Annotated in this window: 27 protein-coding genes; 3 read left to right on the top strand and 24 right to left on the bottom strand. The window is 61.2% G+C overall.

All coding sequences use genetic code 11. The features are described from left to right. Positions 1-20 precede the first annotated feature (20 nt). The 13 genes from ACS4RR_RS26630 to ACS4RR_RS26570 all read right to left on the bottom strand — a co-directional run bounded on the left by ACS4RR_RS26630 (position 21) and on the right by ACS4RR_RS26570 (position 13,262). Positions 21-1,475 carry an NAD-dependent succinate-semialdehyde dehydrogenase gene (locus ACS4RR_RS26630; RefSeq protein WP_456190423.1) on the bottom strand — a complete coding sequence of 485 codons (1,455 nt, stop codon included), beginning with the start codon at positions 1,473-1,475 and terminating at the stop codon, positions 21-23. Positions 1,476-1,485: 10 nt separating this feature from the next. Beyond that, positions 1,486-2,565 (bottom strand): ABC transporter ATP-binding protein, encoded by a 1,080-nt coding sequence (locus ACS4RR_RS26625; RefSeq protein WP_456190422.1) that lies wholly within the window; start codon positions 2,563-2,565, stop codon positions 1,486-1,488. Further along, positions 2,562-3,362 (bottom strand): ABC transporter permease, encoded by an 801-nt coding sequence (locus ACS4RR_RS26620; protein ID WP_260112107.1) that lies wholly within the window; start codon positions 3,360-3,362, stop codon positions 2,562-2,564. The genes ACS4RR_RS26625 and ACS4RR_RS26620 overlap by 4 nt, the downstream gene beginning before the upstream one ends. Position 3,363: 1 nt before the next feature. Continuing rightward, complete coding sequence (locus tag ACS4RR_RS26615) at positions 3,364-4,236, bottom strand: ABC transporter permease (RefSeq protein ID WP_162117476.1); 873 nt, start codon at positions 4,234-4,236, stop codon at positions 3,364-3,366. A 113-nt stretch (positions 4,237-4,349) separates the two neighbouring features. After that, a complete protein-coding gene (locus ACS4RR_RS26610) occupies positions 4,350-5,360 on the bottom strand; it encodes an ABC transporter substrate-binding protein (RefSeq protein ID WP_456190421.1) in 1,011 nt (336 codons plus the stop codon). A 48-nt stretch (positions 5,361-5,408) separates the two neighbouring features. Beyond that, positions 5,409-5,732: an NIPSNAP family protein gene (locus ACS4RR_RS26605; protein WP_131715455.1), complete on the bottom strand. Its 324-nt coding sequence runs from the start codon at positions 5,730-5,732 to the stop codon at positions 5,409-5,411. A gap of 5 nt (positions 5,733-5,737) precedes the next feature. Continuing rightward, positions 5,738-7,201: an aldehyde dehydrogenase gene (locus tag ACS4RR_RS26600; protein WP_260112105.1), complete on the bottom strand. Its 1,464-nt coding sequence runs from the start codon at positions 7,199-7,201 to the stop codon at positions 5,738-5,740. Positions 7,202-7,205: 4 nt separating this feature from the next. Then, on the bottom strand, positions 7,206-8,246 hold the full coding sequence (locus ACS4RR_RS26595) for an LLM class flavin-dependent oxidoreductase (protein WP_162117473.1): 1,041 nt from the start codon (positions 8,244-8,246) through the stop codon (positions 7,206-7,208). Beyond that, positions 8,243-9,178, bottom strand: a complete 936-nt coding sequence (locus ACS4RR_RS26590; RefSeq protein ID WP_170255408.1) for a flavin reductase family protein — start codon at positions 9,176-9,178, stop codon at positions 8,243-8,245. Before ACS4RR_RS26590 ends, ACS4RR_RS26595 begins: the two co-directional genes overlap by 4 nt. Then, positions 9,175-10,020, bottom strand: a complete 846-nt coding sequence (locus ACS4RR_RS26585; RefSeq protein WP_260112104.1) for an alpha/beta fold hydrolase — start codon at positions 10,018-10,020, stop codon at positions 9,175-9,177. Before ACS4RR_RS26585 ends, ACS4RR_RS26590 begins: the two co-directional genes overlap by 4 nt. A gap of 14 nt (positions 10,021-10,034) precedes the next feature. Then, a complete protein-coding gene (locus ACS4RR_RS26580; RefSeq protein WP_260112103.1) occupies positions 10,035-10,637 on the bottom strand; it encodes an amino acid synthesis family protein in 603 nt (200 codons plus the stop codon). A 396-nt stretch (positions 10,638-11,033) separates the two neighbouring features. Continuing rightward, positions 11,034-11,726: a GntR family transcriptional regulator gene (locus ACS4RR_RS26575; RefSeq protein WP_260112102.1), complete on the bottom strand. Its 693-nt coding sequence runs from the start codon at positions 11,724-11,726 to the stop codon at positions 11,034-11,036. A 174-nt stretch (positions 11,727-11,900) separates the two neighbouring features. Further along, complete coding sequence (locus tag ACS4RR_RS26570; protein WP_260112101.1) at positions 11,901-13,262, bottom strand: FAD/NAD(P)-binding protein; 1,362 nt, start codon at positions 13,260-13,262, stop codon at positions 11,901-11,903. 217 nt (positions 13,263-13,479) lie between these two features. On the opposite strand from ACS4RR_RS26570, the gene tauA reads away from it, so the two are divergent. Genes tauA through ACS4RR_RS26555 form a run of 3 tightly spaced genes read left to right on the top strand, consistent with a single transcriptional unit; the run spans position 13,480 to position 16,189 of the window. Beyond that, complete coding sequence (gene tauA / locus ACS4RR_RS26565; protein ID WP_260112100.1) at positions 13,480-14,493, top strand: taurine ABC transporter substrate-binding protein; 1,014 nt, start codon at positions 13,480-13,482, stop codon at positions 14,491-14,493. A 56-nt stretch (positions 14,494-14,549) separates the two neighbouring features. Next, on the top strand, positions 14,550-15,338 hold the full coding sequence (locus ACS4RR_RS26560) for a taurine ABC transporter ATP-binding protein (RefSeq protein ID WP_029873499.1): 789 nt from the start codon (positions 14,550-14,552) through the stop codon (positions 15,336-15,338). Beyond that, entirely contained in the window at positions 15,335-16,189 is an 855-nt protein-coding gene (locus ACS4RR_RS26555; RefSeq protein ID WP_029873500.1) for an ABC transporter permease subunit, read from the top strand. Before ACS4RR_RS26560 ends, ACS4RR_RS26555 begins: the two co-directional genes overlap by 4 nt. A 24-nt stretch (positions 16,190-16,213) precedes the next feature. Here the strand turns inward: ACS4RR_RS26555 and ACS4RR_RS26550 are convergent, their stop codons facing one another. The 11 genes from ACS4RR_RS26550 to ACS4RR_RS26500 all read right to left on the bottom strand — a co-directional run bounded on the left by ACS4RR_RS26550 (position 16,214) and on the right by ACS4RR_RS26500 (position 24,831). Beyond that, positions 16,214-16,981 carry a gamma-glutamylcyclotransferase gene (locus ACS4RR_RS26550; RefSeq protein ID WP_260112099.1) on the bottom strand — a complete coding sequence of 256 codons (768 nt, stop codon included), beginning with the start codon at positions 16,979-16,981 and terminating at the stop codon, positions 16,214-16,216. 3 nt (positions 16,982-16,984) lie between these two features. After that, positions 16,985-17,293 (bottom strand): hypothetical protein, encoded by a 309-nt coding sequence (locus ACS4RR_RS26545; RefSeq protein WP_029873502.1) that lies wholly within the window; start codon positions 17,291-17,293, stop codon positions 16,985-16,987. 11 nt (positions 17,294-17,304) lie between these two features. Next, positions 17,305-17,886, bottom strand: a complete 582-nt coding sequence (locus tag ACS4RR_RS26540; protein WP_128460114.1) for an RBBP9/YdeN family alpha/beta hydrolase — start codon at positions 17,884-17,886, stop codon at positions 17,305-17,307. 70 nt (positions 17,887-17,956) lie between these two features. Further along, positions 17,957-18,106 (bottom strand): hypothetical protein, encoded by a 150-nt coding sequence (locus tag ACS4RR_RS26535; RefSeq protein WP_456190420.1) that lies wholly within the window; start codon positions 18,104-18,106, stop codon positions 17,957-17,959. A gap of 13 nt (positions 18,107-18,119) precedes the next feature. Then, positions 18,120-18,296 (bottom strand): hypothetical protein, encoded by a 177-nt coding sequence (locus ACS4RR_RS26530; RefSeq protein ID WP_020047759.1) that lies wholly within the window; start codon positions 18,294-18,296, stop codon positions 18,120-18,122. A gap of 242 nt (positions 18,297-18,538) precedes the next feature. Further along, positions 18,539-19,099: an FMN reductase gene (gene msuE, locus ACS4RR_RS26525; protein WP_260112098.1), complete on the bottom strand. Its 561-nt coding sequence runs from the start codon at positions 19,097-19,099 to the stop codon at positions 18,539-18,541. Positions 19,100-19,297: 198 nt separating this feature from the next. After that, positions 19,298-19,894, bottom strand: coding sequence for a 2-hydroxychromene-2-carboxylate isomerase (locus ACS4RR_RS26520; RefSeq protein WP_003555680.1), 597 nt, complete (start codon positions 19,892-19,894; stop codon positions 19,298-19,300). A 55-nt stretch (positions 19,895-19,949) separates the two neighbouring features. Further along, positions 19,950-20,984: an LLM class flavin-dependent oxidoreductase gene (locus tag ACS4RR_RS26515; protein WP_260112097.1), complete on the bottom strand. Its 1,035-nt coding sequence runs from the start codon at positions 20,982-20,984 to the stop codon at positions 19,950-19,952. A gap of 30 nt (positions 20,985-21,014) precedes the next feature. After that, the gene (locus tag ACS4RR_RS26510) at positions 21,015-21,950 is read right to left on the bottom strand and encodes an ABC transporter substrate-binding protein (protein WP_170255396.1); all 936 of its coding nucleotides are present in this window, start codon (positions 21,948-21,950) and stop codon (positions 21,015-21,017) included. A 68-nt stretch (positions 21,951-22,018) separates the two neighbouring features. Then, a complete protein-coding gene (locus ACS4RR_RS26505) occupies positions 22,019-22,963 on the bottom strand; it encodes an ABC transporter substrate-binding protein (RefSeq protein ID WP_170255395.1) in 945 nt (314 codons plus the stop codon). Positions 22,964-23,055: 92 nt separating this feature from the next. Next, positions 23,056-24,831, bottom strand: coding sequence for an amino acid ABC transporter permease/ATP-binding protein (locus ACS4RR_RS26500; RefSeq protein ID WP_311202899.1), 1,776 nt, complete (start codon positions 24,829-24,831; stop codon positions 23,056-23,058). Positions 24,832-24,838: the final 7 nt, after the last annotated feature.

Genomic DNA, 24,838 nt, shown 5'->3' with positions numbered 1-24,838 from the left:
AACTGCAAACATCGACCAGTTCAGGCAATGCCGCCCAGGCATACATATTTGAGTTCGGTGTATTCATCCAATCCGTGCCTCGACCCTTCGCGGCCGAGACCCGACATTTTCACGCCGCCGAACGGAGCCTCGGCCGTGGAGACAAGACCGGTATTGACGCCGACCATCCCGTATTCGAGCGCTTCGGCCACACGAAATACCCGCGACAGATCGCGAGCGTAAAAATATGAAGCAAGTCCGAACTCGGTGTCGTTTGCCTGTTCGATGACGTCCTGTTCGTCGCGGAAGCGAAAAAGCGGCGCGAGCGGCCCGAAGGTTTCCTCGCGTGCGACCTGCATGCCGGCTGCGACATCGCGCAGGATCGTCGGCTCGAAGAAATGGCCGCCAAGCGCGTGGCGCTTGCCCCCGGAAACGATCCCGGCGCCCTTTGAGACGGCGTCGCGGATATGGCTTTCGACCTTGGCGACGGCATTGTCGTCGATCAGCGGTCCGAGCACGACGTCACGGTCGAGACCGTTGCCGACCTTCAAGCCCGAAACCGCCGCGGCGAGCTTGGCGGCAAATGCCTCATAGACGCCGTCCTGGACATAAAGCCGATTGGCGCAGACGCAGGTCTGGCCGTTGTTGCGGAACTTGGCGATGATGGCGCCTTCGACGGCAGCGTCGAGATCGGCGTCGTCGAACACGATGAAGGGTGCATTGCCGCCAAGTTCAAGACCGAGCTTTTTGATCGTCGGCGCGCATTGCCGGTAAAGCAGCTCGCCCGTCCGGGTGGAGCCCGTGAATGTCAGGACCCGAACGTCACGGCTTCCCGTCAGCGCCCCGCCAATTGCCGCTGCGTCACCCGTGACGATGTTGAGAAGCCCCGGCGGCAGGCCGGCACGCTCACCGAGAATGGCGATGGCGATGGCAGAGAATGGCGTCTGCAGCGCCGGCTTGAGAACGACGGCACAGCCGGCGGCCAGCGCAGGGCCAATCTTGCGGGTGATCATCGCGTTCGGAAAGTTCCAGGGCGTGATCGCCGCCACCACGCCTGCAGGCTGACGCAAGACGAGGATCCGCTTGTCGGCCTGATGCCCGGGGATGGTCTCGCCGTTGATGCGCCTCGCCTCTTCCGCGAACCATTCGATGAAGCTCGCCCCATAGGTGATCTCCCCCTTGGCCTCGGCCAGCGGCTTTCCCTGCTCCAGCGTCAGGATCATCGCCAGATCGTCGCGGTTTTCGATCATCAGGCGGTGCCATGTCTTGAGGACGGCGGCGCGCTCGCCGGCGGTCTTCTTCGCCCAAAGCTTCTGGGCAATCACGGCGGCGCGGATGGCGTCCTCCGTTTCCGCCGCACCGAGGTCGGGGACGACCCCCAGCGGCTCGCCTGTCGCCGGATTGCGGACCGTCGCCGCCTTGCGGCCTTCCGCTTCGATCCAGCGATCGGCGATGGGGCATGCCTGACGGAACAGCGAGGGATCATTGAGCTTCATATGACAACTTTCAACAGAATACGTGAGCGGCACCGGGATCGAAATTCAGATGGACTATATCGCCACGACTGAGCCCCGAGATAGCCTCGTGACCGAACGGCAGGCGAACTGCCAGTGCCTCGCCTGTCGCCGTCTCGGTCGAGACGTGAATATTGTTGCCGAGGAAGGTAATGTCGCTGACCGTTGCGGCAAGACCGGCTCCCACCGCCTGGGCGCGCGACAATCGAATGCGCTCAGGCCTCAGCATCAGGGCTGCCCTCGTCCCGGAGGTTCCTTTTCCATGCACCGGAATATGATTGAAGACGCTGCCGCCGCCAAGCGAAATGGTGGCCTTCCCATCGGAGGATGACAGCAGGTCGCATGAAATGAAATCGCTGTCGCCGATGAATTCGGCAACGAAGCGGGTCCGCGGATTGGCGTAGAGTTCCGGCCCCGTGCCGATCTGGTCGATGACGCCCTTGGAAAAGACGGCGATGCGGTCGGAGAGCCGCAACGCCTCCTCCTGGTCATGCGTGACATAGAGGATCGTCACTTCGGTCTGCTGGTGGATCCGGCGTATCTCATGCTGGATTTCCTCGCGCAGCTTCTTGTCGAGCGCCGACAGAGGCTCGTCCATCAGAAGCACCGGCGGATCATAGGCAAGAGCCCTGGCAAGGGCGACGCGCTGCTGCTGACCGCCGGACATTTGCGCAGGCTTGCGATCCTCGAAGCCTTCGAGCCGGACGAGGCGCAGCATCTCCTTCACCTTGCTGTCGACCTCGGCCTTGGACTTGCGCCTGACCTTCAGCGGGAATGCGATGTTTTCACCAACCGTGAGATGCGGAAACAGGGTGTAGCGCTGGAACACCATGCCGATGTTGCGCTTGTGCGATGGCGTCGCGAGCAGGGTGTTGCCCTCCAGCGTGATGTCGCCCTTCGTCGGCGTTTCAAAACCAGCCAGGATATAAAGCGTCGTGCTTTTCCCGGATCCGGACGGTCCGAGAAAGGTCAGAAACTCGCCGCGCCGAACGTCGAGATTGACGTCGTGGACGGCGACGACCGGGCCGTATTCCTTGCGTATTCCGCAGATCTGAAGGAATGGTTCTCTCATTGTTTCAGTACCTTACGTACGACGGCAACCAGCGCCATCAAGATGATCGTCAAAAGGATGAGAAGGGTCGACGCCGCGGCGACAACCGGCGTCAGGTCCTGCCGCAGCGTCGCCCATACCTTTACCGGCAGCGTCTGCAGGGTCGGGCTGGACATGAAGATCGCCACCACCACCTCATCCCAGGATGTCAGGAACGAAAAGACTGCCGCCGAAAACAGCCCATGGCTGATCGCCGGCAGGGTGACCCTGATCTTTGCTTCCAGAGGCGAGGCACCGCACAGAACCGCCGCGTCCTCGATCGACTTGTCGAAGCCCTCCAGCGCACTTGAGATCGAGAGGATCGAGAAGGGCAGCGCGAGAACGAGGTGCGAAATGACGAAGCCTGCCAACGTGCCGCCGAGGCCGATCCTCAGAAAGAAGGCATAAAGGGCGACCGCAAGAACCACGACGGGAAGGATCATCGGCGTCAGAAACAGCGCTTTCAGCGCATCGCGGAACAGGAACGAACCGCGCACCAGCCCGAAGGAAGTCACGAGCCCGAGGAGCACCGACAGGATCGTCACGATGACCGCAATCTTGAAGCTCGTCCAGGCCGATTCCAGCCAGCGCGGATCGGCAAAGAGCTGGCTGTACCACTGAAACGTCCAGCCGGGCGGCGGAAAGATCAGCCACTGCGAGGAGCCGAAGGAGAGCGCCGCGATAAAGACGATCGGCAGCAGCAGAAAGGCCGCAGTCAGAAGCGTGATCGCCAGCAGGATATATTTCCACCAGCCGAGCCGGTCGAAATTGAGCAACATGTCAACGCCCTCCCGGGTTCTGGTTGCCGACGAAGCGCAGCTGCACGGCATAAAGCAGCAGGGTCACCACGAGGAGCACCAGCGCCGCGGCACCTCCCATTCCCCAGTTGACCAGCGACTGCACGAATTGCGCGATCAGCTCTGCGAGCATCATGTTCGCAGTGCCGCCGAGAAGCGATGGCGTGACGAAATAACCAAGCGACATGACGAAAACCATGAGGGCACCGGCTGCCATGCCGGGCATGGCCAAAGGCAGCAGGACACGGGTCAGGCACTGCCACCGATTGGCGCCGCAAAGTGCTGCCGCCTGCAGGGTCGACGGGTCGATCTTCCTGATCACGCCGTAGAGCGGCAGGATGATGAAGGGTAGCATGATATAGGTCATGCCGATCGTGACCCCGGTCAGATTATTGACGAGTGCTAAGGGCTTGTCGATCAGCCCCATTCCGATCAGCATCTTGTTGATCAGCCCCGTCCGCTGCAAAAGCACCATCCAGGCATAGGTGCGGGCAAGCAGGTTGGTCCACATTGACAGGAGCAGGATCGCAAAGATCACCGAGGTCAGGCGCCCGGGCATGATTGCCAGCGCCCAGGCAACGGGAAATCCGATCAGCAGCGAAATCACCGTGACGAGACCCGAGACGATGAAGGTATTGGCGAAGATCTTGAGATAGGTCGCGGACCCGATCAGCTGCGCATAGTTTCCAAAGCCCGGCACGGGTTCCAGAACGCTTCGCAACAAGAGCACCGCCACCGGCGCGATGAAAAAGATCGTCACGAAGGCGAGAGCCGGAAGGACCCCGCCAAAACCTGTTGCCCTGCGCACCTTTGGCAGGGGCGCAATTGCGCCGGAGGCATCGCTATATGTCGCCATGACAGTCCTTCCCACCCGTCAATTTCCGCAGGCGCCGAGGTCCAACAAATGGGCACCGACGCTGCGGGAGGCACGGCGAACATTCGCCGTGCCCATCCGTCTTAAGTTTCAGGCTATTTCGCCTGCCAGGCGTACCACTTCTCGCCGATGGCATCGCGATTATCAGCCCAGTAGTTCATGTCGGCATTCACCTGGCTGGCCGTCTGCCGATCCGGCAGGGTCTTGGCCGTCTCCGGATCCATCAGCTTGGCCGAGTCAACGTTGATTGGTGCATATCCGGTGGCCTTTGCAAGGGCGGCCTGCGGTTCGGCCGCGGTCGCCATTGCAATGAACTTCATCGCGGCTTCCGCGTTCGGCGAACCCTTCGGCACGACGAGCGAATCCGCAGCGGTGATGTTCTGTTCCCACGAGGTCTCGGTCTTGATACCGCTCGCCGCAAGCGCGGTCATGCGACCATTCCAGACACTGCCGAAGGGAGCCTCGGCGGATGCCAGAAGCTGCTGCGACTGTGCGCCACCCGACCACCAGACGATATCCGATTTGATCGTGTCGAGCTTCTTGAAGGCGCGGTCTAGATCAAGCGGGTAGAGCTTGTCGGCGGCCACGCCGTCGGCAAGCAGCGCCGCTTCGATCACGCCGGGAGCCGACCATTTGTAGAATGTGCGCTTTCCCGGAAACTTCGTCGTGTCGAACAGATCCGCCCAGGTCTTCGGGCAGGCGCTGACGGCATCGGCATTGCAGCCGATCACGAAGGAATAATAGAAGCTGCCGACCGAATAGTCGGTCACGAAGCGCGGATCGAGCTTGGATTTGTCGATGACGGAGAAATCGAGTTTTTCCAGCTGGCCGTTCTTGCCGGCCTGAGCGGCATAGTCGCCTTCGACGTCGACAACGTCCCAGGTAACCTGGCCAGCCTCGACCATCGCCTTGAGCTTGCCGTAATCCGTCGGCCCGTCCTGTACGACGGTGATACCGGTCTTCTCCGTGAACGGGCTGGCCCATGCGGCTTTCTGCGCGTCCTGGGTCGTTCCTCCCCAGCTCGAAAAGACCATGTTGTCGGCGTGCGCCGGTGCGGACACAGCCACGAATGCGGCAACTGCCGCGAAAGCAAATGTTGTTTTCATGTTCCCTTATCCTTGTTCTGGTTTGTCCTACGGGTATGCCTTATGCCGTCAGTGCGCCTCGCTCCTGGGAGAAAAGTTAGCTGGCTTCATAATCTTGTTTTCCGCCACCTCAATCAGATCGCGGATCTTGGGCAGGAAGGCTTGCCACCGGGGATCGGCAAGAAGCCTCTGGCGCCTCGCCTCCCGGTCGTCCAGGCTCGCAAAGGCCCAGATGTGGACGATCTCGTTGATCGTCCCGATCTCCGAAAAGAAGTAACCGACGAGCGTGCCGAGATGGCTCTTCTGGATCTCGATCCCCTCTTCCTCGACGGCCTTGAGATATTGCGGGATGGTGCCGTTCTTCAGCCGATAGGTGCGGATTTCGTAAAACATCGGCGCTACCTCATCACGAAGGGATCGGGGATCGGATCGTCCGATGTCCTGAGCCAGATCGTCTTGGTACGGGTATAATCGAGCGCCGCGGCCATACCGCCTTCCCTACCATGGCCCGACAGGCCGAAACCGCCGAATGGCGCAATCGGAGAGACCACGCGGTAGGTATTGACCCAGACGATCCCAGCACGGAGCCCCTTCATCAGCCGGTGCGCCCGGGTCAGGTTATGGGTGAAAACGCCGGAAGCCAGGCCATAACGGGTATCGTTGGCAAGCCGCAGCGCCTCGGCCTCCGTCTCGAACGACACGACGGACAGGACCGGCCCGAAGAACTCCTCGATCAGCGAGGGCGAGGCGACATCGTCGCAGTCGAGAATCGTCGGCGGGAAATAATAGCCTTCGCCGTCGATCTTGCGTCCTCCCGTGACGAGTCGGGCGCCGCTTTCAATCGACTTGGCGACGAGGGCACCGATACTGTCCTGCTGGCGCTTGGTGGCAAGCGGGCCGACTTCGGTCGCCATATCGAGCGGAGCACCGATCCGGATCGCTTCCGCCTTATCCCGAAGCAGGGCGACGAATTTGTCCTTGATGCTGCGTTCGACGATCAGCCGTGACCCGGCAACGCAGCTCTGCCCTGTCGCGGCGAAGATGCCCGCGACCTGGGCGTTGGCCGCGCTCTCGAGGTCTGCATCGGCAAAGACGATGAATGGCGACTTGCCGCCAAGTTCAAGCGAGGTGGAGGCGAGGTTTTCGGCCGAGTTGCGAACGACGTGCCGGGCGGTTTCAGGGCCGCCGGTGAAGGCCACATGCGCGACCTTCGGGTGCCGGCCGAGGGCGGCGCCGCAGGAGGCGCCGAAACCGGTGATGATGTTGACGACGCCGGCAGGAAAGCCTGCCTCGTGCACGAGCCGTGCAAATTCGAGAAGCGGCGCCGGCCCGTCTTCCGAAGCCTTGACCACCATCGTGCAACCGGCCGCCAGCGCCGGGCCGATCTTCACCGCGGACAGGAAGAGCTGGCTGTTCCACGGCACGACCATCGCAACGACGCCGATCGGCTCACGGCGAAGCCAGACATCCATGTCAGGCTTGTCGATCGGCAGGTAGGCGCCTTCGATCTTGTCGGCGATGCCGGCATAGTAGCGATAGTATTCGGCGACATAAGCGATCTGCGCAGATGTCTCGCGGATGATCTTGCCGGTGTCGCGCGTCTCCAGTTCAGCCAGCACCTGCGCGTTGGCGGCAACCAAATCGGCCAGCTTGTAGAGCAGCTTGCCGCGTTGGGTGGCCGTCATTTTCGGCCAGGCGCCGTCGTAAAGTGCCTTGTCGGCCGCGTTGACAGCCCGATCGACATCCCCCTCGCGCGCTTCGGGCATCTCAGCCCAGGCCGTGCCGGAGGCGGGATCGATGCTCGGATAGCTAGCCTCGCCATCTGAGAATTCGCCGTCGATATAGTGCTGGAAGCGCCGCATGGTCTTACTCCTGAAATGCTGGCATGACCTCGGTGATGAAGCGCTCGAGCGACGCCTTCTTGCGCTCGAAGCTCATGCCGGTGTCGATCCAGAAGGAATATTCGTCATAGCCGAGTGCTTCATACGCCTTGAGCCGGGTGATGACAGTCTCAGCGTCGCCAACGACATTGTTGGTGCGCATGACCTGGTCCGACAGCATGGCGTTTGCTCTGATCTGCTCGTCCGGAATGCGCTCGATCAGACCCTGGGCAATCGGCTTCTCATTCTTGAACCAGGCGAAGAAGTAATTGTAGTAGACGCTGAGCTCATGGGCGGCCTGGGCGACATCGTCCTCTGACGAGCCGACATAGGTATGGCGCAGCAACATGATCTTGGGCCGCTCGATCTCGGAATTCTTCGCGCAGGCGTCGTTGAAGCGCTCCATCAACGATCGAACCTCGTCGTCGCCCTGCCAGAGTGGCGTGACCTGAACGTTGCAGCCGTTGGCGACGGCAAATTCGTGCGAGTTCGGATCGCGCGCCGCCACCCATATGGGCGGGTTCGGCTGCTGCAGCGGCTTCGGCGCCGAGGTGGTCGACGGAAACTTGAAGAATTCCCCATCATGCGCGTAGTCGCCGGCCCATACGCCCTTGACGGCCGGGATGAGCTCGCGCATGCGCTGGCCGGCACCCCAGGCATCGAGCCCGGGCAGCAGGCGCTCATATTCGAAGGAATAGGCCCCCCGCGCGATACCGATATCGAGCCTTCCATCGCAGATGATGTCGGCCATGGCCGCCTCGCCGGCAAGCTTGATCGGATGCCAGAAGGGGGCAATCACCGTCCCCGTTCCGAGCCGCACCCGCGATGTGCGGCGCGCGAGATCAGCAATGGTCACGAACGGATTGGGCGCAATGGTGAAATCCATGCCATGGTGCTCGCCCGTCCAGATCGCGTGCATGCCGCCCTTGTCGGCGATCTCGCAGAGCGCGACGAATTCCTCGTAGAGGCTCTTATGGCTTTGGCTGGCGTCGAGCCGTTCCATATGGACGAAGAGGGAGAACTTCATGCTTTTGCGTCCTTGGCTGGAATTGGGTGAACGGTGCCGCCGGTCTCGTCGCCGAAATAGACGCCGAAATTGCCGATCGAGCTTTCCATCGCAAAACGGTTGACGATATCGGCAGTCGAGCTGGTCTTGAACTTTGCCGCAACCAATGCGTCAGGCTTCAGGAACCTGCCGCCGGCAGGCTCGCCCTCTCCGGCAACGGCGTGATAGACGATGTGCTGCTTGCCGTCGCTCTTGCCCTCATAAACCGAATAGAGAAAACCGATGCTGACTTTCAAGCCGGTGAGCGTTTCCAGGTATTTTTGCAGTGCCTCGGTCGGGCTGCCGTCATGGGCGTCGACGCTCGGCAGGGAGAGCACATCCTCGCCGAGCAGCAGAACTTCCCCGCGGCGTTCGACAACGGCTGCAAGTTCCATATTGCCTTCGCTTGCCGCCGACACCGCCTTGCTTGCGAGCGTCGGCGTGAAATAACCGCCACGCGCATAGCCGAGACCGTTGCGGCCGCTATTGTCGAAAGCTTCGATGCGGCCCATCAAGATGACGTGGTCGCCAGCCTCGATAACCTCTTCCATGGCGCATTCAAACCAAGCCGCAACGTTCGAGAATATCGGGCAGCCTGCCGATCCCTTCGCCCATTCGACCGCCGCAAACCTGTCCTCGACCGGGCGTGCAAAGGTGTTCGACACGTCTTTCTGCATTTCCGAAAGCACGTTGATCGCAAAATGCTGTGCGCCGGTCATGGTGGCGAAATTGCGCGACGTCTTGGCGAGACAGACGAGGAGAAGCGGTGGATTGAGCGAGACCGAGGTGAAGGAGTTCGCTGTGAAGCCGATCGGATGTCCTTCCCCGTCGCAGGCGGTGACGACGGTCACCCCGGTCGGAAAAGCCCCGAATGCATCTCGCAGTGCTCTTGGGTCGACAGTCTGGATTGTCATCGTTCATCCTCCCCGAACGATAGCCACTCAGCGAGCAGCGAATTGACGATATCAGGTGCGGTCAGGTTCACCATATGACGATGGCCTTCGACGATGCGGGCGTAGCCCCGCGGCGCAAGCTCGGCCATTTGTGTCGCCATCAAGGGCGTCGAGTTCGGATCATCGGATCCCGTCAGAAAAAGGGCCGGGCCAGCCACGTCTTTCCAGCCGTCAGCATAGGTGGCGTCTCCTCCCGCGAAGGCGGCGTAAGCGACGGCATATCCCTGGGGATCGACGAGGTTTAGCCATTTTCGCGTCAATTCACGCGCGGTGACGCTGTCCGCATCTTCGCCGAACCAGCGGGCCAGAGGACCTTCCTTGTCGACGCCCGATACCGGAATGGCCGCGGCGCGCGAAAGGACGGCGGCCTTTGCTTCAGGGTCACGCCTGTAGACGCCGTTGAGGTAGGCGACGCGGCTGATCCGCTCGCCAAATGTTGCGGCTGCCCCTCCTGAAACCAGTGCGCCCATCGAGTGCCCGGCAACATTTGCCCTGTCGATTGCCATCTCGTCGAGAAAGCGTGCGAACCAGTCGACGAACTCCTCGAGCCGACTGCCCGTTGGGAGCTTTGCGCTCTCGCCATGTCCGGGCATGTCGACAGCGATAATGCGATGGCCTGCAGACAGAAATGCGATCTGCGGAGCCCAGGCCTCGAGCCGCATGCCGACGCCATGAATGAGAACCAGCGGCTCACCGCTGCCGACCTCGTGATAGGCAGTTCCGCTTGCCGTCGTCTTTCGGGGCAAGGCACCGGCGGCGTTGGTTGCTGCAGCGGTGCGTGTGGTCGATCCGGCTGTCAGCATCTCAGAGAGCTCCCTTAAACGCCCGCAGGATTGGCAACATCCTGCCCCAGGTCTTTCAGATCCTGGTAGCGGTCTCCGATGCGGTGATGCGGGCGCCCGCCTATCGAAGCACCGAGAGCCACGACGATCTCGTCGGCAGCAGGCGCGTCGGGGATCGACGTCTGGATGGTCAGATAGTGCGAACGGCGGCCTTCATCGTTCTTGTCCATCAACGGGATCATGATCGGTGCATTGGCAGGACCGCGTGTGTTGCAGAAGGCGAGATAGGACTTGGCGCCGACGGCCTGGCGATAAAAATTGCCGAAACGTAGCGTGTGGATGAGCGCGGACCCGTGTTCGATCTCGCCGTCCAGGCCGACGACGGCGGACTTTCCATATCCCTCGACAGCCTCGCCGGACCCAACCGCATCGATGATCATCTTGGTCAGCAACTCGCCGAGGGCCGGAGCGCTTGCGTGAATTTCGGGCTTGAGGTCGTCGACGAAGCCGCGACCGGCCCAGGGATTCTTCACGACCGCGAAGGCGGTAAACAGCTTCAGCGGCACCGCCGCGGCCTTGCCGCCTTCGATCAGCGTCGTTTCGATCTGCAGTCCCGTCTTGCGAATTTGAATGGCCATCGAGCACCTCATTTCTCAGTTTCGTATTATGGTATACCATAATATATGAGTGTCAAGCTGGTTGCTGCGAGAACTCAGCTCAGGCCAAGGCGGAGATTTGGTTTGGATGTGCGCTCTCGCCTCTCAGCCGACGCTTTCTTCCTATCAACGCGTTGTCAGCTGACAAACGACGAGGCGCCCCGCGGAGGCAGGCTGAGTCCAGACGTCACGGTCATCCCAGTTCATGGTACCGCCTTACATATTATTTAATATGGCATACCATCACATTGGAGAAAGTGGGGTGTCAAGCGCGGAGTATTTGAATAGCGCGGAACATCATCGCGAATGGAGTGATATCGACAGCCGAGGTGAGTGCATTGCCGGGGCCTACGGGGAAGCCGCAGGGCTCGCTCGTGCTTATTCTGCAGGCTTCTTGGCGGAGAGCACCGCTTCTGCGATCGCGCTTGCGGCGGCGACGTGATCCATCGCGGCCCGGTAAGCGCCCTCGCCGTCGCCGCGGCGGATGGCGTCGACGATCTTCGACATCTGCAGCGGGCCTTCGATGCCACGTCTCTCCGTCTTGATCGTCATCGAGCGCAGGTGGTTTATGCGCACGGTGAGGAGATTGACGACACCCCAGGCAACGTTCCTGTCAACCATGGTGAACAGCGTCTGATAGAAGGAAGAGGTGTTCGTCAGCACAGCCGCCATGTCGTTGTCGCGATAACTCTTGCGGATCCCGGCCAGCGATTCCTCCAGCGCGGCGACGATCTCCGGGCTGCGGCGCTCCGCGCACAGCCGCGCCGCCATGCCTTCCAGCGCGCCACGGATCTCATAGATCTGTTTGGCTTCGTCGATATCGAGCTGCGCGACGATCGGCCCCTTGTTCGGCAGATTGGCGACAAGCCCTTCCGATTCCAGATGCCTCAGAACCTCGCGCACGACCGTTCGGCTGACGCCGAGCTGGGCGCAGAGGTCACGCTCGACAAGGCGATCTCCGGGACGGAAATATCCGTTGACGATGGCTTCGCGGACCTTGTCGAGTGCCAGTTCCCGCAAGGTCTTTGCAGGACGCTCGACTCGAATTGCGTCCTTCAGAGCACCGCTCATTGTCTACCTCAGTGTTGGACTTTGCACGCTCAACTTCCGCCGCCGCGGCCGAATGCAAGAATCGTATTATGGCGTACCAGATACTGTAGCTGTCGGCGGCCGGCAATTCAACAAGCGCCGTGCCACCTGCCGTACAGGCACGCAAAGGACGCTCTGCTGCATGCACGTCAGGAGCTAGCCTCTTGAAACGATCTCCTCGACCACGGCCTTGGCCTGCACCCGGATATCCGGAACGGCGGTGATCTCCCAGAATTGCCCCGCCGTCAGGGCGCCGACCGCAAACAGTCGGGCCGGCGAGATCCGGGACGGGGCTATGACCTCGGAAGCGGCATCCACCTGGATCCCGAGGCCAAGAGGATCGGGGACGATCAACTCAAAGCGGCTCATTTCCTTCAAAAGCGGTGAATGACTGATCCCGGCCCGCTCCATTCCGGTGCAATTGACGAGCCAGTCCGCCCTGATCTCGGCGATCTCGCGCGCCGCCCTGACCCTGTAGCTGGCAACGAGCAGGCCCTCCTCGGCCCCGAGCGATTTCAGGAAGCCCGCGTGGAAACGAACGGTTCCGTCCAAGACCAGTTTCTCAAACCTGTCGTATACGTCCGGCGCGACCCGGTGACGATGAATATTCCACCAGGGAAGCGCATGCCTGAGGAAGCGTGCCCGCTCCCTGCTCGAAAGCCGTTGCCAGAGAGCCTGCGTTGCAGGCCTCAGACCGTCCATCACGGCTCGCCAGTCGGCAACCGTCCTGCTCTTTGCCCGCAGGGTCTTCAATATGCCGCTGATCGTGTCCGGAAGCATGTGAACGTCGATCGGCAGAGGCGCCGGCGGCTTCCGCGCGTGTCCGAGCGGTGCAAGCCCGCGCCGCGAAAGCACATCGATCTTGCCGCTGTGGCCATGGGCGCGAAGCGCGAGGACCTGATCGATCATCGTCAGACCGGATCCGAGGATACACACCGCATCGGATGGTGCGACGCGCCTCAGCCAGGAAAGCCGCCACGGGTTCTCGATGATCCGCGATCGCAGCGATGCCGGGACGCCATCCGGAGCGACCGGAAGGGTCGCGTTCCCGACGCCGAGGCAGAGCACCACGTTCTTGCCGGCAATCTCGTCGCCGTTGCCGAGATGGAAGGTCAGCGTACTGCTGTACCGTTCCACGCATCCCGCCGCCTTGGCCTTGATGAAATCGACCCGGCAACGGCCGTTCCGTTCTCGAAGCAGCCGCGCAAGCGTATCGCGGACATAAAGACCGTAATCGCTGCGCGAGGCAAAATCGCCGGCCTGCAGCTGGCGTCCATGACCTTTCAGCCAGTCGACAAAGTCATCGGGTTGATGCGGCAAGAGGCTCATGCGGCCGGCGGGAACATTGAGGCGATGGAGATAGAGCTCCGTCCGGTACGCCGTCCCGCGGCCGAAGCCGGGATCGTCGCCGACGACGGCGACCGTCGCCGAAACGGGAAGCTGCTCGATGAGATTGCAGGTAACCGCTATCGCTGAGAAACCGGATCCGACCACGATAACATCATATGTCAAATGCATTCTCCCTGAAGCTCAGAACGTCATCGAGACATTTCGTCATTCAAGCCCCGTGTCGCTCACCGGTCCCTGCTGATCGCACGAGCGGCAGAATCACGAAAACAATTATCCTTATAGTCTATAAATATAGTTTGTTATTTCTCCCGCTAGCCCCTCCCCAACCATTAGGCTTTTGAGGGTGAGATCAAGGGCCATGCGGCCCTGAACAAAGGGGCTCAAGATGAATTTCAGGAATTTGGTTGCAGCAATCGCCGTCGGCGTCGGCACTCTTGCAACGGCTGTTGTCGCCGAAGCGGCGGACAAGAAGGTCGTTGTCGCCTATCAAACCGACGCCTTGCCGTCTTCCGTAGCGATCGCCAATGGCGAATTCGCCAAGGAGACGGGATACAAGATCGACTTCCGCAGGTTCAATTCGGGCGCCGAAATCTTTGCGGCCATTGCATCCGGCGACGTCCAGGTCGGCTATGTCGGCTCCAGCCCGTTTGCGGCTGCTGTGTCACGCGGGCTCGAGGTCAAGGCCTTTTACCTCGCCTCGATCTCGGGCATCGACGAGGCCCTCGTCGTCCGCAACGGTTCCGGCATCGAAAGCCTGAATGATCTGAAGGGCAAGAAGCTCGCGGCCGCGCCAGTATCCACGGACCACTATCAACTCCTGGCGCTGATCAAATCGCTGGGCCTGACCGAAAAAGACGTTCAGGTCTTCGCAATCCCTCAGCCTGAGATTGTCGCCAGCTATAATCGCGGCGACATCGACGGCGGCTTCGTCTGGGATCCGGCGCTGACCGAACTGAAGAAGAACGGAAAGGTTCTGGTGACCTCCAAGGAGGTGGCAGACAAGGGTGCGCCAACATTCTCCGCCTGGGTCGCGACCTCGACGTTTGCCGCCGACAACCCGGACTTTCTGAAGGGTTTCGCTTCGGTCATCAACAAATACTACGCATCCTTCGCATCGGACAAATCCGCCTGGGGTCCCGACAGCGACAACGCCAAGTCGCTTGCCAAGCTTCTCGGCGGAACGGCCGATCAGCAGGCCTCGGCCCTGGAGAACCTCACGCTTCTGACACCTGAGGTCCAGGCATCGGATGCATGGCTCGGCGGCGGCGAAAAGGCGGGTGCCGGCAAGATCCTCAAGGACACGGCATCGTTTCTGAAGGAGCAGGGCAAGGTTTCCGACGTGCTGGCGAATTACGGCGCCTTCGTCACCGCAGATGCCCTCACCGGCGTCAGCAACTGATCCTCCCCGACACCGGCGCGGCTTGCCGCGCCGGTGTCTAACGTGCGAGCGGCAATATGCTTAAAGTCGATCACGCCAGCGTTTACTTCGCAGCCCGCGACGGGCGGACCGTTCACGCGCTCGATCGCGTTTCCTTCGATATTCCCGAACGGAGCTTCGTCGTCGCGCTCGGCGCGTCGGGATGCGGCAAATCAACCCTCCTCAACGCGATTGCCGGTTTCCTTCCGCTTTCGGACGGCCGGATCACGCTCGATGGCCGCGCGGTCGAACAACCCGGCGCGGACCGCGGCGTCGTTTTTCAGAAAGACTCGCTGCTACCCTGGAAATCGGTGGTCGACAATGTCGCCCTCGGTTTGAAATTCGCCGGGGTCAAGCGCAAGGAGCGCGAAGCACGCGCCCTGGAGCTGCTCCGGCTTGTCGGTCTCGACGAATTCGCCGGCGCTTTTCCCTACGAGCTGTCGGGCGGCATGCGCCAGCGTGTCGGCATCGCACGCGCTCTGGCGACAAATCCCGACATCCTGCTGATGGACGAGCCGTTCGGCGCGCTCGACAGCTTGACGCGCGAGCAGATGCAGGAACTGCTGGTTTCCATCTGGGATAAGACGGCAAAGAAGGTCTTCTTCATCACGCACTCTATTGAAGAGGCCTTGTTCCTGGGCACGCAGGTCCTGGTCATGTCACCTCGACCGGGGCGCGTCGTTGCACGCTTCGATCTGGATTTCGTTCGCCGCTTCGCAGAAACCGGCGACGCCCGATCGATCAAGGCGTCACCGCAATTTGCCGAGCTGCGCGAGGAGATCCGCGCCATTCTCCACAGCACCGAAGACCTCAGGAGCGCCGCATGAGCGATATAGTGCAGGCCCCGCCGATTGCGGCGGATAGAGAGGACCATCAGGTCAAGCTGGTGAAAATGGCGGGCTTTGGAGCCGGCGAGAAATCGACGGTGGCCATCAGCATTGCGACAGCGCTGGCCATACTGCTGCTGTGGTGGGTCGTCTCCGCGCTCGGTGTCGTTCCACACCTGTTTCTGCCGCGTCCTGACGAGGTGCTGACACAGATCGGCGCCATCTATCGCGACGGTTACGCAGGAGCGTCGCTGTCCGAGCATGTTTTTGCAAGCCTGTTCCGCATCGTGGTCGCCGCCCTCATCGCCGTCTCCGCCGGCATCCCTCTCGGATTGCTCATGGGCCTGAATCGCTGGGCAAAAGGGGTGCTCGATGCGCCGATCGAGTTTTACTGGCCGCTTCCGCCGCTCTCCTACCTGCCGCTGATGATCATCTGGCTCGGCATCGGCGAGACGTCGAAGATCACGCTGCTGGTGCTTGCGATGTTCGCACCGATCTGCCTCTCGGCCCAGGCCGGCGTCCGTGCGCTGCCGATCGAGCGCGTCAATGCCGCGCGTTCGCTGGGCGCGAGCCGGCTGCAGCTCTTCCTGGACATCGTCCTCCCGTCGGCCCTGCCCGAGATTCTCACCGGCATTCGAATTGCGCTCGGTGTCGGCTGGGGTACGCTGGTTGCGGCTGAATTGATCGCCTCCACGCGCGGGATTGGTTTCATGATCATGTCGGCTTCACAGTTCCTGGCGACCGACGTCGTCTTCGTCGGTATCGGCATCATCGCGATCTGCGCGTTCACCTTCTCGGCCGCCATCCGGTTTCTGGAGGCGTACCTCGTGCCCTGGAAGGGCAAGCTCTGACCGGAGGGCGGCAGGGAGCGATATTCAATGGTTTCCCGCCGCCGCGTTCAGCCCGTGTATGGCGACGAGCTCGGCTGCGACCAGCTTCTGAAGCCGCCATAAATTGCGGTCCCGGATGCCACGTTCTTCCAGATGTTTCACCGTCAGATACAGATATTCGGCGCAGGAACCCATGTGGCCGCAGGCTCTCGCAAGCACCTGCGCCACCGTCTCCAGCGGCAATTTTCGGGAAACGCGCTCGCCCTTCGGGCCAGCCCAAAAGACCAGCGCGCGCACGAGCCCGTGTGCGGTCGCGACAGGGATCCAACGAACCGTCGCAGCGTCTTCGATCGTGCCGACTTCACGGCGGATCAACCGCCGAATCTGACCAAGGCGATCATCATCGGCAAGCCTGAAGACGATGCCGTTGCAACGTCCACCGCGGTCAAGTGCCATCATCAGACCCGGCTGGGCCTGGGTTCCCCGCCAGCGGGTCATCTGCAGGCAGAAGGAGCGATGCCAGCCTCTTGTTGCGCCATGCTGCGATTCGACGGCGTCGAAGTCCGGCTTCCATATCAATGATCCATAGGCGAAGATCCAAAGCGGCGCGCCGGTAGACTCATGGAGAAGCCGGTTGGCGAGCATCTCCACCTCGGCTTCGGTCAGCGGTTTTCGATGTGGCTCGGGGCCGACATCGATCGCGGGGCGAAGGCTCAGCGATACGAGTTCGTCCGTCAGAGCCATTGTTGATCCGGTCATCAAAAGTTTGCTTCCGTGGACCGCCGACTGATTGTGCTCCCGAATCTCCGCCATGCGTCAGTGCACCGTAAATCTGGCCGCATCGGCCTGGCGCCGCTGCAGGCTGCGTATCAGCATCGCGGCCTCCCTGACGATTGCCGAAAACGTCGCATCATCTGCCTCGGCGATCCTTCCCGTCATCTCGCGGATGATCGTCGTCAAATGAATGATGGAATGGCGATGCTGCGGATCTTCCGATCCCATTTCGGTAGCTGCCATGGCGAGCAGCGTCTGCACCAGCCGCTCCATGGTTTGGCGGCGCCTGGTCCTCGGGTCGGCATTCGGATCTTCGCTAAGGCGCAGCAGGTCGGCGACAATGTCGGACATTGCGATTCCACTCACATAGCAAAAGCCGGCGGCATGGAAACGACATGCCTTCGACCGCGCGTTTGCGTCTTCAAGCCCTCCAACAATCGGTAGCCGTTGCGCCAGCGGCCAAAGCCGCTGGCGACATTGATGTGCCCGGCAAGGCCGATATTCCTGGTCTCGGCGTTCCACAAGCGGCCGAACAGGGTCAGCCGATCGACCGTCATGTAGGCATCGTTCATGCTGCCGACGACGATGCTCGGAAAAGGCAAAGGCGCCGTCGGCATGGCGCCAAACGAGATATGCCCGGGATGCAGGTTTTCCGTGGCCGGCAGATCGCATGGAGCAACGAGCAATGCTCCCTTGACGCGCCGCGCTGCACTTCGCCCGGCCAAGCGGGCGGCAAGCAGGCATCCGAGACTATGGGCAACCAGATAGGCCTCGCCGGCCTCTTCAAGCGCGCCTTCCAATCGCAGCAGCCAGTTGTCAAGGTTCGGATGATCCCAGTCGTCCTGAGCGACGCAACGACTGCCAGGCTGATCCTGCAGCCAGTGCTGTTGCCAATGCCCTTCTCCCGAGCCGAAAAGCCCGGGAAGAATAAGTACATCGATCATCTGACGGCATCCTCTCTGAAGCTGCGCGTCGGTCTTTTTCCCGATCGGGGCAAACATCGGACATCACTCATCAGATCCACCCGATCACCAGGGCGAACAGGAATGTAAAGGAGCTGACGATCGTGCAGATTCCGGCCGCATGCCTGAAATGCGGCATGATGCTGCCTTCCGCTCTTCTCGCACCGTGCCGACGCAGGTCGGTCTCAACGACAATCGCCATCACACAATTCTCCTCAATACCAAAGGCCGGGCATCGCGCCCCAATAGTGGAGTTCGTATTCGCGGGCGGACCGGTCGCGCTCTTCATCCCGCGCGAACAATCCGTTTAGAGGCTCGCGCGCAGCCGGCGTCTTCGGCTCTAGCAGCCGGCCAATCGTGAGTTTTGGCCAGAAGTGGAAATCAAGCTTCATGCGAACCTCCTGTCGGGAACCGGTATTCTTCGGTTAGGAAATCAGCGAATGACGTTGTGCATTGGCGAGTAGAACGTGAAGCGATGCCGTCGGTCCGTAGAGCATCAGCAGGCGGTTCTCTTCGCGTTTGGCGAGACGATATCGTCGGGCGAATTCGAAGACGCTCCACAATTGATCGCTTGGCCCCGGCCTTTCCGCATCGGTGATCGTCGCTTCCTGAGATCAAGCCATCGCGACGATCCCTACTCGGCTGCCGCCAGAGCCGGATTTGCGCCCGGAAAGAAAGCCGCCAATTCGCCGATCACGTCGGTGATGCGGGCCAAAAGCGGATCGGATGAGACCGCATAGTCTGTGAAATCGCGATCGGACGCATAAACGGCGGTCGGTAAGGTATGGGCCATGAAAAAACCGAACAGCGGCCGAAGCTGATGCTCGACCATCAACGCATGCCGGTCACCGCCGCCGGTCGCCGTGATGATGATCGGCTTGCCCCGAAGTTCGTGGGGGTCGATCAGGTCGATGAGGTGCTTGAAATGGCCGGGATAAGAGCCTTTGTAGGTCGGCGAGCCGATGATCAGGGCATCGGCCTGCACGATCTCGTCGATGACATGCCTGGCCTGCGCGTCGAGATCCTTTCGCCACAAAGCGCTGCCCAGCGACGGACCGACATCATTGAGATCATAGCTCTTGCTGGTAAATCCGTAGCGAATGCTCGCACGTTCGGCGACGTGCCGCACAAGTGCCAATGTCTTCGATGGACGGTTGAAGCTGCCAGCGATGCCGACGAGTTTGAAACCTGACATGGTTTTTCCTCTCTTTGCGTTGCCCCAACTATTGTCTACAAAATTGATAGATTAAAGGAACGTGCATCTCTCCTTGTTCGCCTGGTTGAAAAAAATGTTCGCCGCCGCTTCGGCACGCATAAGCTGCAAGCTGACCGCCATCGACATCTCAGACCTCGGGACGCTGCAATTCATTGCGGTCACATTGCTTGATCAAGCCTAAGGCTTGTCGCCGTGAAGATGACGTTCGAGGAAGGGCAAATTGTCCTGCCCCCAATAGATCTCGCCGTCAAAGACATATGTGGGAAAGCCGAAGACGCCGCTGTCGCGCGCATGCACGCGGTCCGCCGACCATTTGTTCTGGACATCGTCATCGGCTTGTCGTCTGAGGAGTGCTGCGCCATCGAAACCTGCTGATGTCACGATTGCTTCGCGCACATCGGGCTTGCCGATATCCTTCGCCTCGCTCCAGAAGGCGTGCTGCAGGGCGCGGGCAACGCCGATCCAATCCTGTCCGTCGAGGTAAGCCGCAATCACGAAGAGGGACGCCGGCGTCGGATCGCTCAGATCCGGGCGATGTTCGAGCCGCAGTTCCTTGCCGCGCAAGCGCGCCCAGCGCTTGAGGTCTCGCGTCCAGTAGGCGCGCCGGATCTCCGGGCGGTTGCGCGAAAAGATACCACCATTTTCCTCGACCACCGTCGTCAGGTAGGGCGTGATGACGACGTCGTTCTTCGCCGCAAGTTCGGCGAAGGCATCGAAGCCGATATACGACCAGGGCGAGCCGATCGAAAAGAAATATTCTACCGATTTGGTCACTGATGAATGTTCCCTGTGAGGTGATTGTTCTGGCGTCGAATGGGCGACGGCATTTTCAGGAAGCGGCCCGAATGTCGGATGGCGCTTTCCATCCGAGCTCCGGTGCGATCAGCGTCACGAAGTCGTGGAGAATCTGTCGATACTCCTCGTGCTCGAATTCGTAGGGGAGCTCCAGCCTCAACTCGCTGACCTCGGGCAGGATCGGATCGGCAAACAGCTGCGTCAATATCTCGTCCGATGTGCCGACGACATCACGGGCGAACAGCGCGCACCGCTCGCCCTGCGGCGAAAGCGTCCGCTCCTCACGGCCATCGGCATAGTCTCGATACCGGCGCCGCGTTGCCGCATCGGCGCTATCGAAAGGCACGATGACGCGGCCCAGCGCGACCCGGCGCTGCGTGCCCGCCGCGCGATAGGTTTCGATCAGCTGCGATTGCGCGGTGAAGAAATCATCGGTCCCCTCACCCGTTATCACATTGCCGGTCAACAGGTTGAAGCCATTGCGGCCGGCCCATTCGGCCGAGCGCTGCGACCCGCCGCCATACCAGATCCGGTCGATCAGGCCCTTCGCATAAGGTTGCAGCCGCGGCCGCTGCGGGCCGAAGGGCGTTTTGATCAAGGTCTGCTCGTCGCCAAGATAAGTGCCACGCAGATTGCTGGCAAAGCGCAACACACGATCATGCGAAAAATCGTACCCCGTCCAGTCGCCGTCGAAGACGAGCGGGGCAATCAGCTCGGCGTGCAGCGGCCGGCCGGCGCTGACGCCGATATTCAGCCGTCCGCGCGACAGAACATCGACGGTGGCGAGATCTTCGGCTAGCCGGTAAGGGCTCTCGTAACCGATCGGGATGACCGCGGTTCCAAGCTCGATCCGGCTGGTTCGCTGCGTCGCCGCCGCCAGGAAGGCGCTCGCGGAAGAGATTCCGGGCTCCAGGTGCCGCTGGCGGACCCAGGCGCTGGCGAAGCCCAGATCTTCGCCATATTGCAGTTGCTCAAGCGTTTGCTCCAATCCTGACAACGGATTGTCGTCGGGATAGTTGCCGGGGGTGAGGAAGCCGATATGGCTGATGGATATGTTGCGGCCGCTCATGTCGTCCCTTCCACTCGTGCCATCCGATGATCAGTATTTCGGCAGGCCGGGCGGGTTGGTCTCCGATGCCGGCAAGGCTTCCTCGGCAAGATGCCAGTGGTCGAGGATTCTTGCGTAGGTGCCGTCCTTGATCAGCCCGTTGGTGGCGACAGTCAGCGCATCGGCCAGCCCGCTTCCCTTGCGGGTGGTGATCGCGACGTCCGAGCGATCCGGCCAGCCGGCGCTCAGCGTGCCGACGCGCTTGATGTTCTTGTCGCGCGCGGCGATGAAGACGAGCTGTGCATGCGGTTGGACGATGACATCGGCCCGGTCGGAACGCAGCGCGAGAAGGCTTGCCGCCTCGTCGTCGTAATATTGCAGCTCGATCGGTTTCAGGCCCGCGGCAACATCTTCCTCGCTCCACTTCACCAGGATGCGCTCCTGGTTGGTGCCGGCCCCGACAATGATCCTGAGGCCCGCCGCATCCTTGGGCTCCTTGATCGAGGTCACAGGGCTGTCGGATTTCACGAAGAAACCATGCAGGCCCTGGCGGTAGGTGGAAAAATCGAATTTTTCCTTGCGCTGCTCGGTGACACCGACATTGGAGATGACGGCATCATACTTGCCCGAGGCGAGGCCGAGCGGCCAGTCGATCCAGGCGACCGGCACGATCTCCAGCGTCAGGCCGAGGCTGTCGGCGATGGCATAGGCATAGTCGGGATCTGCCCCGACCACGGTCTTGGCGTCGGTGGCATAGGTGGCAAGCGGCGGGCCGCCGGGACTGACGGCGATGGTGAACTTGCCTGGTGTGACGAACTTGAAATCCTTGGGGATTGCGGCAATCGCCGCATCGTTCTTGGCGGCGTGAAGCCGACCCGGCTGCTCTGGGCTGAGGTCGAAATCCTCGGCTGCATGAGCTGCGCCGTAGGAAAGGGCTGACGCTATGGCGGCGATCAGCAGGGTCCGGAATGCCGGAAAGGCAATCATCGTCTTCAATCTCCAAATTGTCAGGGAGGAATGGCCGGCAGCATTGCCGCCGGCCCAATAGGGATCGATCAGGAGCCGCTCTTCGGCAGGCCGGGCGGGTTGATCTGGGCTTTGTCGATCGCTTCGGGACCGAGGTTCCACGTATCGAGGATCTTCCGGTAGGCGCCGCTGGCGATCAGATCGTTGACGACATCGGTCAAGGGCGCTGCCAGGCCGCTGCCCTTGCGTGTGGTGACGGCAATTTCCGCCGTGATCGGCCAACCACCGCTGACGGTGCCGACGAGCTTGGTCTTGCCGTTGATCCCCGCCGAATAGGCTTGCGTCGCGTTCACGCTGAAGACGGTGTCTGCTCTGCCGGACTGAACGGCGAGATCCTTGACCGCGTCGTCGTCATAATATTGCACCTCGATTGGCTTCAGGCCGGCGGCGACGTTCTCGCGATCCCATTCCAGCAGGATCTTCTCCTGGTTGGTGCCGGCATCGGTGATGACCTTCAGGCCGGCAATATCCTTCGGCTGCTTGATCGAGGTGATCGAGCTGTCGGCCTTGACGTAGAAGCCAAGTTCGTCCTTGCGGTAGGTCGAGAAATCGAATTTCTCCTTGCGCTCTTCCGTGACCGTCACGTTGGAGATCACCGCGTCGAACTTTCCGGAGGTCAGCCCCAGCGGCCAATCGGCCCAGGCAACAGAAACCAATTCGAGCTTCAGGCCCAGGCTGTCGGCAATGGCCTGCGCCAGATCGACGTCGTAACCGATAACCGTCTTGGAATCGGAGGCATAATCATGCAGCGGCAGATTGCCGCTCGAGCTGATGCCGACAGTGAAGACACCGTTTTCGACGAACTTGAAGTCCTTGACTTCGGCAATGCGCTTTTCGTTCTTTTCCACCCGCAGCCGGTTCGGCTGCTCGGGGCTGAGATCGAACTTCTGCTGCGCCTGCGCTGAACCGAAACCGATCGCGGCCATGGTGACGGCTCCCGCTATCAGAAGCCTTGCCCTATCTGTAAATGTCATGCCCCTTCTCCATTTCATCTTTAGGTTGTGGTTATTGTTATTCGGCCGGAGCAGCCCGTCGCGGCCCGGCATTTCGCCAGCGCTATCAGGCGCTAGAGAACCTTGGCGAGGAATTCCCGCGTGCGGGGATGTTCCGCTTGTGTGAAGATGTGGGCCGGCGGGCCAGCCTCCAGAATGCGGCCGCTCTCCATGAAGACGACGCTGTCGGCGACTTCGCGGGCAAAACCGACCTCATGGGTGACGATGACGAGCGTCGTGCCGGTGCGGGCAAGTTCCTTGATGACGTCGAGCACTTCGCCGACGAGCTCCGGATCGAGTGCCGATGTCGGCTCGTCGAAGAGCAGCACCTTCGGGCGGAGCGCCAGTGCGCGGGCGATCGCCACACGCTGCTGCTGGCCGCCGGAAAGCTGGCGCGGATAGGCGTTGATCTTGTCGCTGAGGCCGATGCGTGCCAGCAGCTCCTGCGCCAGCTGCACGGCGTCCTCGCGGCCGGCGCCGCGAACCTGGATCGGTGCCTCGATGAGGTTTTCGAGCACGGTCAGATGCGGGAAGAGATTGAAGCTCTGGAAGACCATGCCGATATCGGCGCGGCGTTTGAGGATATCCTTCTCCTTGAGCTCGTAGAGCGTGTCGCCCTTCCTGCTGTAACCGACGAAATCGCCGTCGACCGAAATAAAGCCTTCATCGACACGCTCCAGATGGTTGATGGCGCGCAGAAGCGTCGACTTGCCCGAGCCGGACGGACCGAGGATGGCGGTCACACTGCCGGCGGGAAGGCTGAGCTCGACATCATCGAGCACTTTCAGCGAGCCGAAGCTTTTGGAAATGCCGTGGATGCGCACCGCGCCGCCTGCGGCCCGCAGCGTCGCCGCATCCTGGAAACCGATCTTGCGCACCGTGTCGGTCGCCGTCTCGAGGACAGGCAGCGGCCGGCGGAAACGCTCGAAAAATACCTGGAATGGCAATGGCGTCGGATTGCGCACGGCGCCTTTGGAAAAATAGCGTTCGATATAGCGCTGAGCGATCGACAGCACCGTCATGATGATCAGGTACCAGACGGTCGCGACCATCAGCAGCGGAATGACTTCGAGATTGCGGCGGTAGATCACCTGAACCGTATAGAAGAGTTCCGGCAACGCCAGCACGTAGACCATGGAGGTGCTCTTCGCCAGACCGATGAGTTCGTTGAAGCCGGTCGGCAGGATCGAGCGCATGGCCTGCGGCAACACGATGCGGAAGGCCTGGCGGCGGCGCGGCAGACCGAGTGCGGCGGCGGCCTCCAGCTGTCCGTGATCCACCGAGAGAATACCGCCGCGCACGATCTCGGCGAAGAAGGCCGACTGGTTGAGCGTCAGGCCAAGGAAGGCGGCGGCAAAGGGAGTCAGCAGCTGCACTGTCGGATAGTCGAGGAAGACGGTATCGGTGAAGGGAATGCCGATCTTGATCGTCTCATAGAGGTAGCCGAGATTGTTCAGGATCAGCAGCAGCACGATGACCGGGATCGAGCGCAGCAGCCAGATATAGCCCCAGGAGAGACCGGAGAGCAGCGGCGACTTGGAAACGCGGGCAAGCGCCAGAGCCGTTCCGAGGATGGAGCCGGATATGGCAGCAAGCACGGTCAAAAGCAGCGTCCTGCCGAGACCGACGAGCACTGGTTCGGCAAAGAACCATTCAGCAAAGACGCCCCAACCCCAGCGCGGATTGGTGAAGATGGAATAGAGCACGGCGATGATGACGACGGCAGCAAAGATCGTGCCTGCCAGGCGGCCCGGATGACGCGCCGGCACGATGTGATAACGGGAATAATCCTTCGATCCTGCCGTCCTGCTGCCGGGGTCGATGCCCACGAAATCCGTTGTCAGTGCCATTGTGCTT

This window comes from Rhizobium zaerense (genome assembly GCF_051810725.1).
Taxonomy (GTDB): domain Bacteria; phylum Pseudomonadota; class Alphaproteobacteria; order Rhizobiales; family Rhizobiaceae; genus Rhizobium; species Rhizobium leguminosarum_I.
Note: the sequence above shows the minus strand (reverse complement) of the source record. Positions and strands in the feature narration are given on the sequence as shown.

What these genes read in the sequence shown, in the direction of transcription:
- ACS4RR_RS26630 (WP_456190423.1), bottom strand. Translation starts at nt 1,475, where the DNA reads ATGAAGCTCAATGATCCCTCGCTGTTCCGTCAGGCATGCCCCATCGCC.
- ACS4RR_RS26625 (WP_456190422.1), bottom strand. Translation starts at nt 2,565, where the DNA reads ATGAGAGAACCATTCCTTCAGATCTGCGGAATACGCAAGGAATACGGC.
- ACS4RR_RS26620 (WP_260112107.1), bottom strand. Translation starts at nt 3,362, where the DNA reads ATGTTGCTCAATTTCGACCGGCTCGGCTGGTGGAAATATATCCTGCTG.
- ACS4RR_RS26615 (WP_162117476.1), bottom strand. Translation starts at nt 4,236, where the DNA reads ATGGCGACATATAGCGATGCCTCCGGCGCAATTGCGCCCCTGCCAAAG.
- ACS4RR_RS26610 (WP_456190421.1), bottom strand. Translation starts at nt 5,360, where the DNA reads ATGAAAACAACATTTGCTTTCGCGGCAGTTGCCGCATTCGTGGCTGTG.
- ACS4RR_RS26605 (WP_131715455.1), bottom strand. Translation starts at nt 5,732, where the DNA reads ATGTTTTACGAAATCCGCACCTATCGGCTGAAGAACGGCACCATCCCG.
- ACS4RR_RS26600 (WP_260112105.1), bottom strand. Translation starts at nt 7,201, where the DNA reads ATGCGGCGCTTCCAGCACTATATCGACGGCGAATTCTCAGATGGCGAG.
- ACS4RR_RS26595 (WP_162117473.1), bottom strand. Translation starts at nt 8,246, where the DNA reads ATGAAGTTCTCCCTCTTCGTCCATATGGAACGGCTCGACGCCAGCCAA.
- ACS4RR_RS26590 (WP_170255408.1), bottom strand. Translation starts at nt 9,178, where the DNA reads ATGACAATCCAGACTGTCGACCCAAGAGCACTGCGAGATGCATTCGGG.
- ACS4RR_RS26585 (WP_260112104.1), bottom strand. Translation starts at nt 10,020, where the DNA reads ATGCTGACAGCCGGATCGACCACACGCACCGCTGCAGCAACCAACGCC.
- ACS4RR_RS26580 (WP_260112103.1), bottom strand. Translation starts at nt 10,637, where the DNA reads ATGGCCATTCAAATTCGCAAGACGGGACTGCAGATCGAAACGACGCTG.
- ACS4RR_RS26575 (WP_260112102.1), bottom strand. Translation starts at nt 11,726, where the DNA reads ATGAGCGGTGCTCTGAAGGACGCAATTCGAGTCGAGCGTCCTGCAAAG.
- ACS4RR_RS26570 (WP_260112101.1), bottom strand. Translation starts at nt 13,262, where the DNA reads ATGCATTTGACATATGATGTTATCGTGGTCGGATCCGGTTTCTCAGCG.
- tauA (WP_260112100.1), top strand. Translation starts at nt 13,480, where the DNA reads ATGAATTTCAGGAATTTGGTTGCAGCAATCGCCGTCGGCGTCGGCACT.
- ACS4RR_RS26560 (WP_029873499.1), top strand. Translation starts at nt 14,550, where the DNA reads ATGCTTAAAGTCGATCACGCCAGCGTTTACTTCGCAGCCCGCGACGGG.
- ACS4RR_RS26555 (WP_029873500.1), top strand. Translation starts at nt 15,335, where the DNA reads ATGAGCGATATAGTGCAGGCCCCGCCGATTGCGGCGGATAGAGAGGAC.
- ACS4RR_RS26550 (WP_260112099.1), bottom strand. Translation starts at nt 16,981, where the DNA reads ATGGCGGAGATTCGGGAGCACAATCAGTCGGCGGTCCACGGAAGCAAA.
- ACS4RR_RS26545 (WP_029873502.1), bottom strand. Translation starts at nt 17,293, where the DNA reads ATGTCCGACATTGTCGCCGACCTGCTGCGCCTTAGCGAAGATCCGAAT.
- ACS4RR_RS26540 (WP_128460114.1), bottom strand. Translation starts at nt 17,886, where the DNA reads ATGATCGATGTACTTATTCTTCCCGGGCTTTTCGGCTCGGGAGAAGGG.
- ACS4RR_RS26535 (WP_456190420.1), bottom strand. Translation starts at nt 18,106, where the DNA reads ATGGCGATTGTCGTTGAGACCGACCTGCGTCGGCACGGTGCGAGAAGA.
- ACS4RR_RS26530 (WP_020047759.1), bottom strand. Translation starts at nt 18,296, where the DNA reads ATGAAGCTTGATTTCCACTTCTGGCCAAAACTCACGATTGGCCGGCTG.
- msuE (WP_260112098.1), bottom strand. Translation starts at nt 19,099, where the DNA reads ATGTCAGGTTTCAAACTCGTCGGCATCGCTGGCAGCTTCAACCGTCCA.
- ACS4RR_RS26515 (WP_260112097.1), bottom strand. Translation starts at nt 20,984, where the DNA reads ATGAGCGGCCGCAACATATCCATCAGCCATATCGGCTTCCTCACCCCC.
- ACS4RR_RS26510 (WP_170255396.1), bottom strand. Translation starts at nt 21,950, where the DNA reads ATGATTGCCTTTCCGGCATTCCGGACCCTGCTGATCGCCGCCATAGCG.
- ACS4RR_RS26505 (WP_170255395.1), bottom strand. Translation starts at nt 22,963, where the DNA reads ATGACATTTACAGATAGGGCAAGGCTTCTGATAGCGGGAGCCGTCACC.
- ACS4RR_RS26500 (WP_311202899.1), bottom strand. Translation starts at nt 24,831, where the DNA reads ATGGCACTGACAACGGATTTCGTGGGCATCGACCCCGGCAGCAGGACG.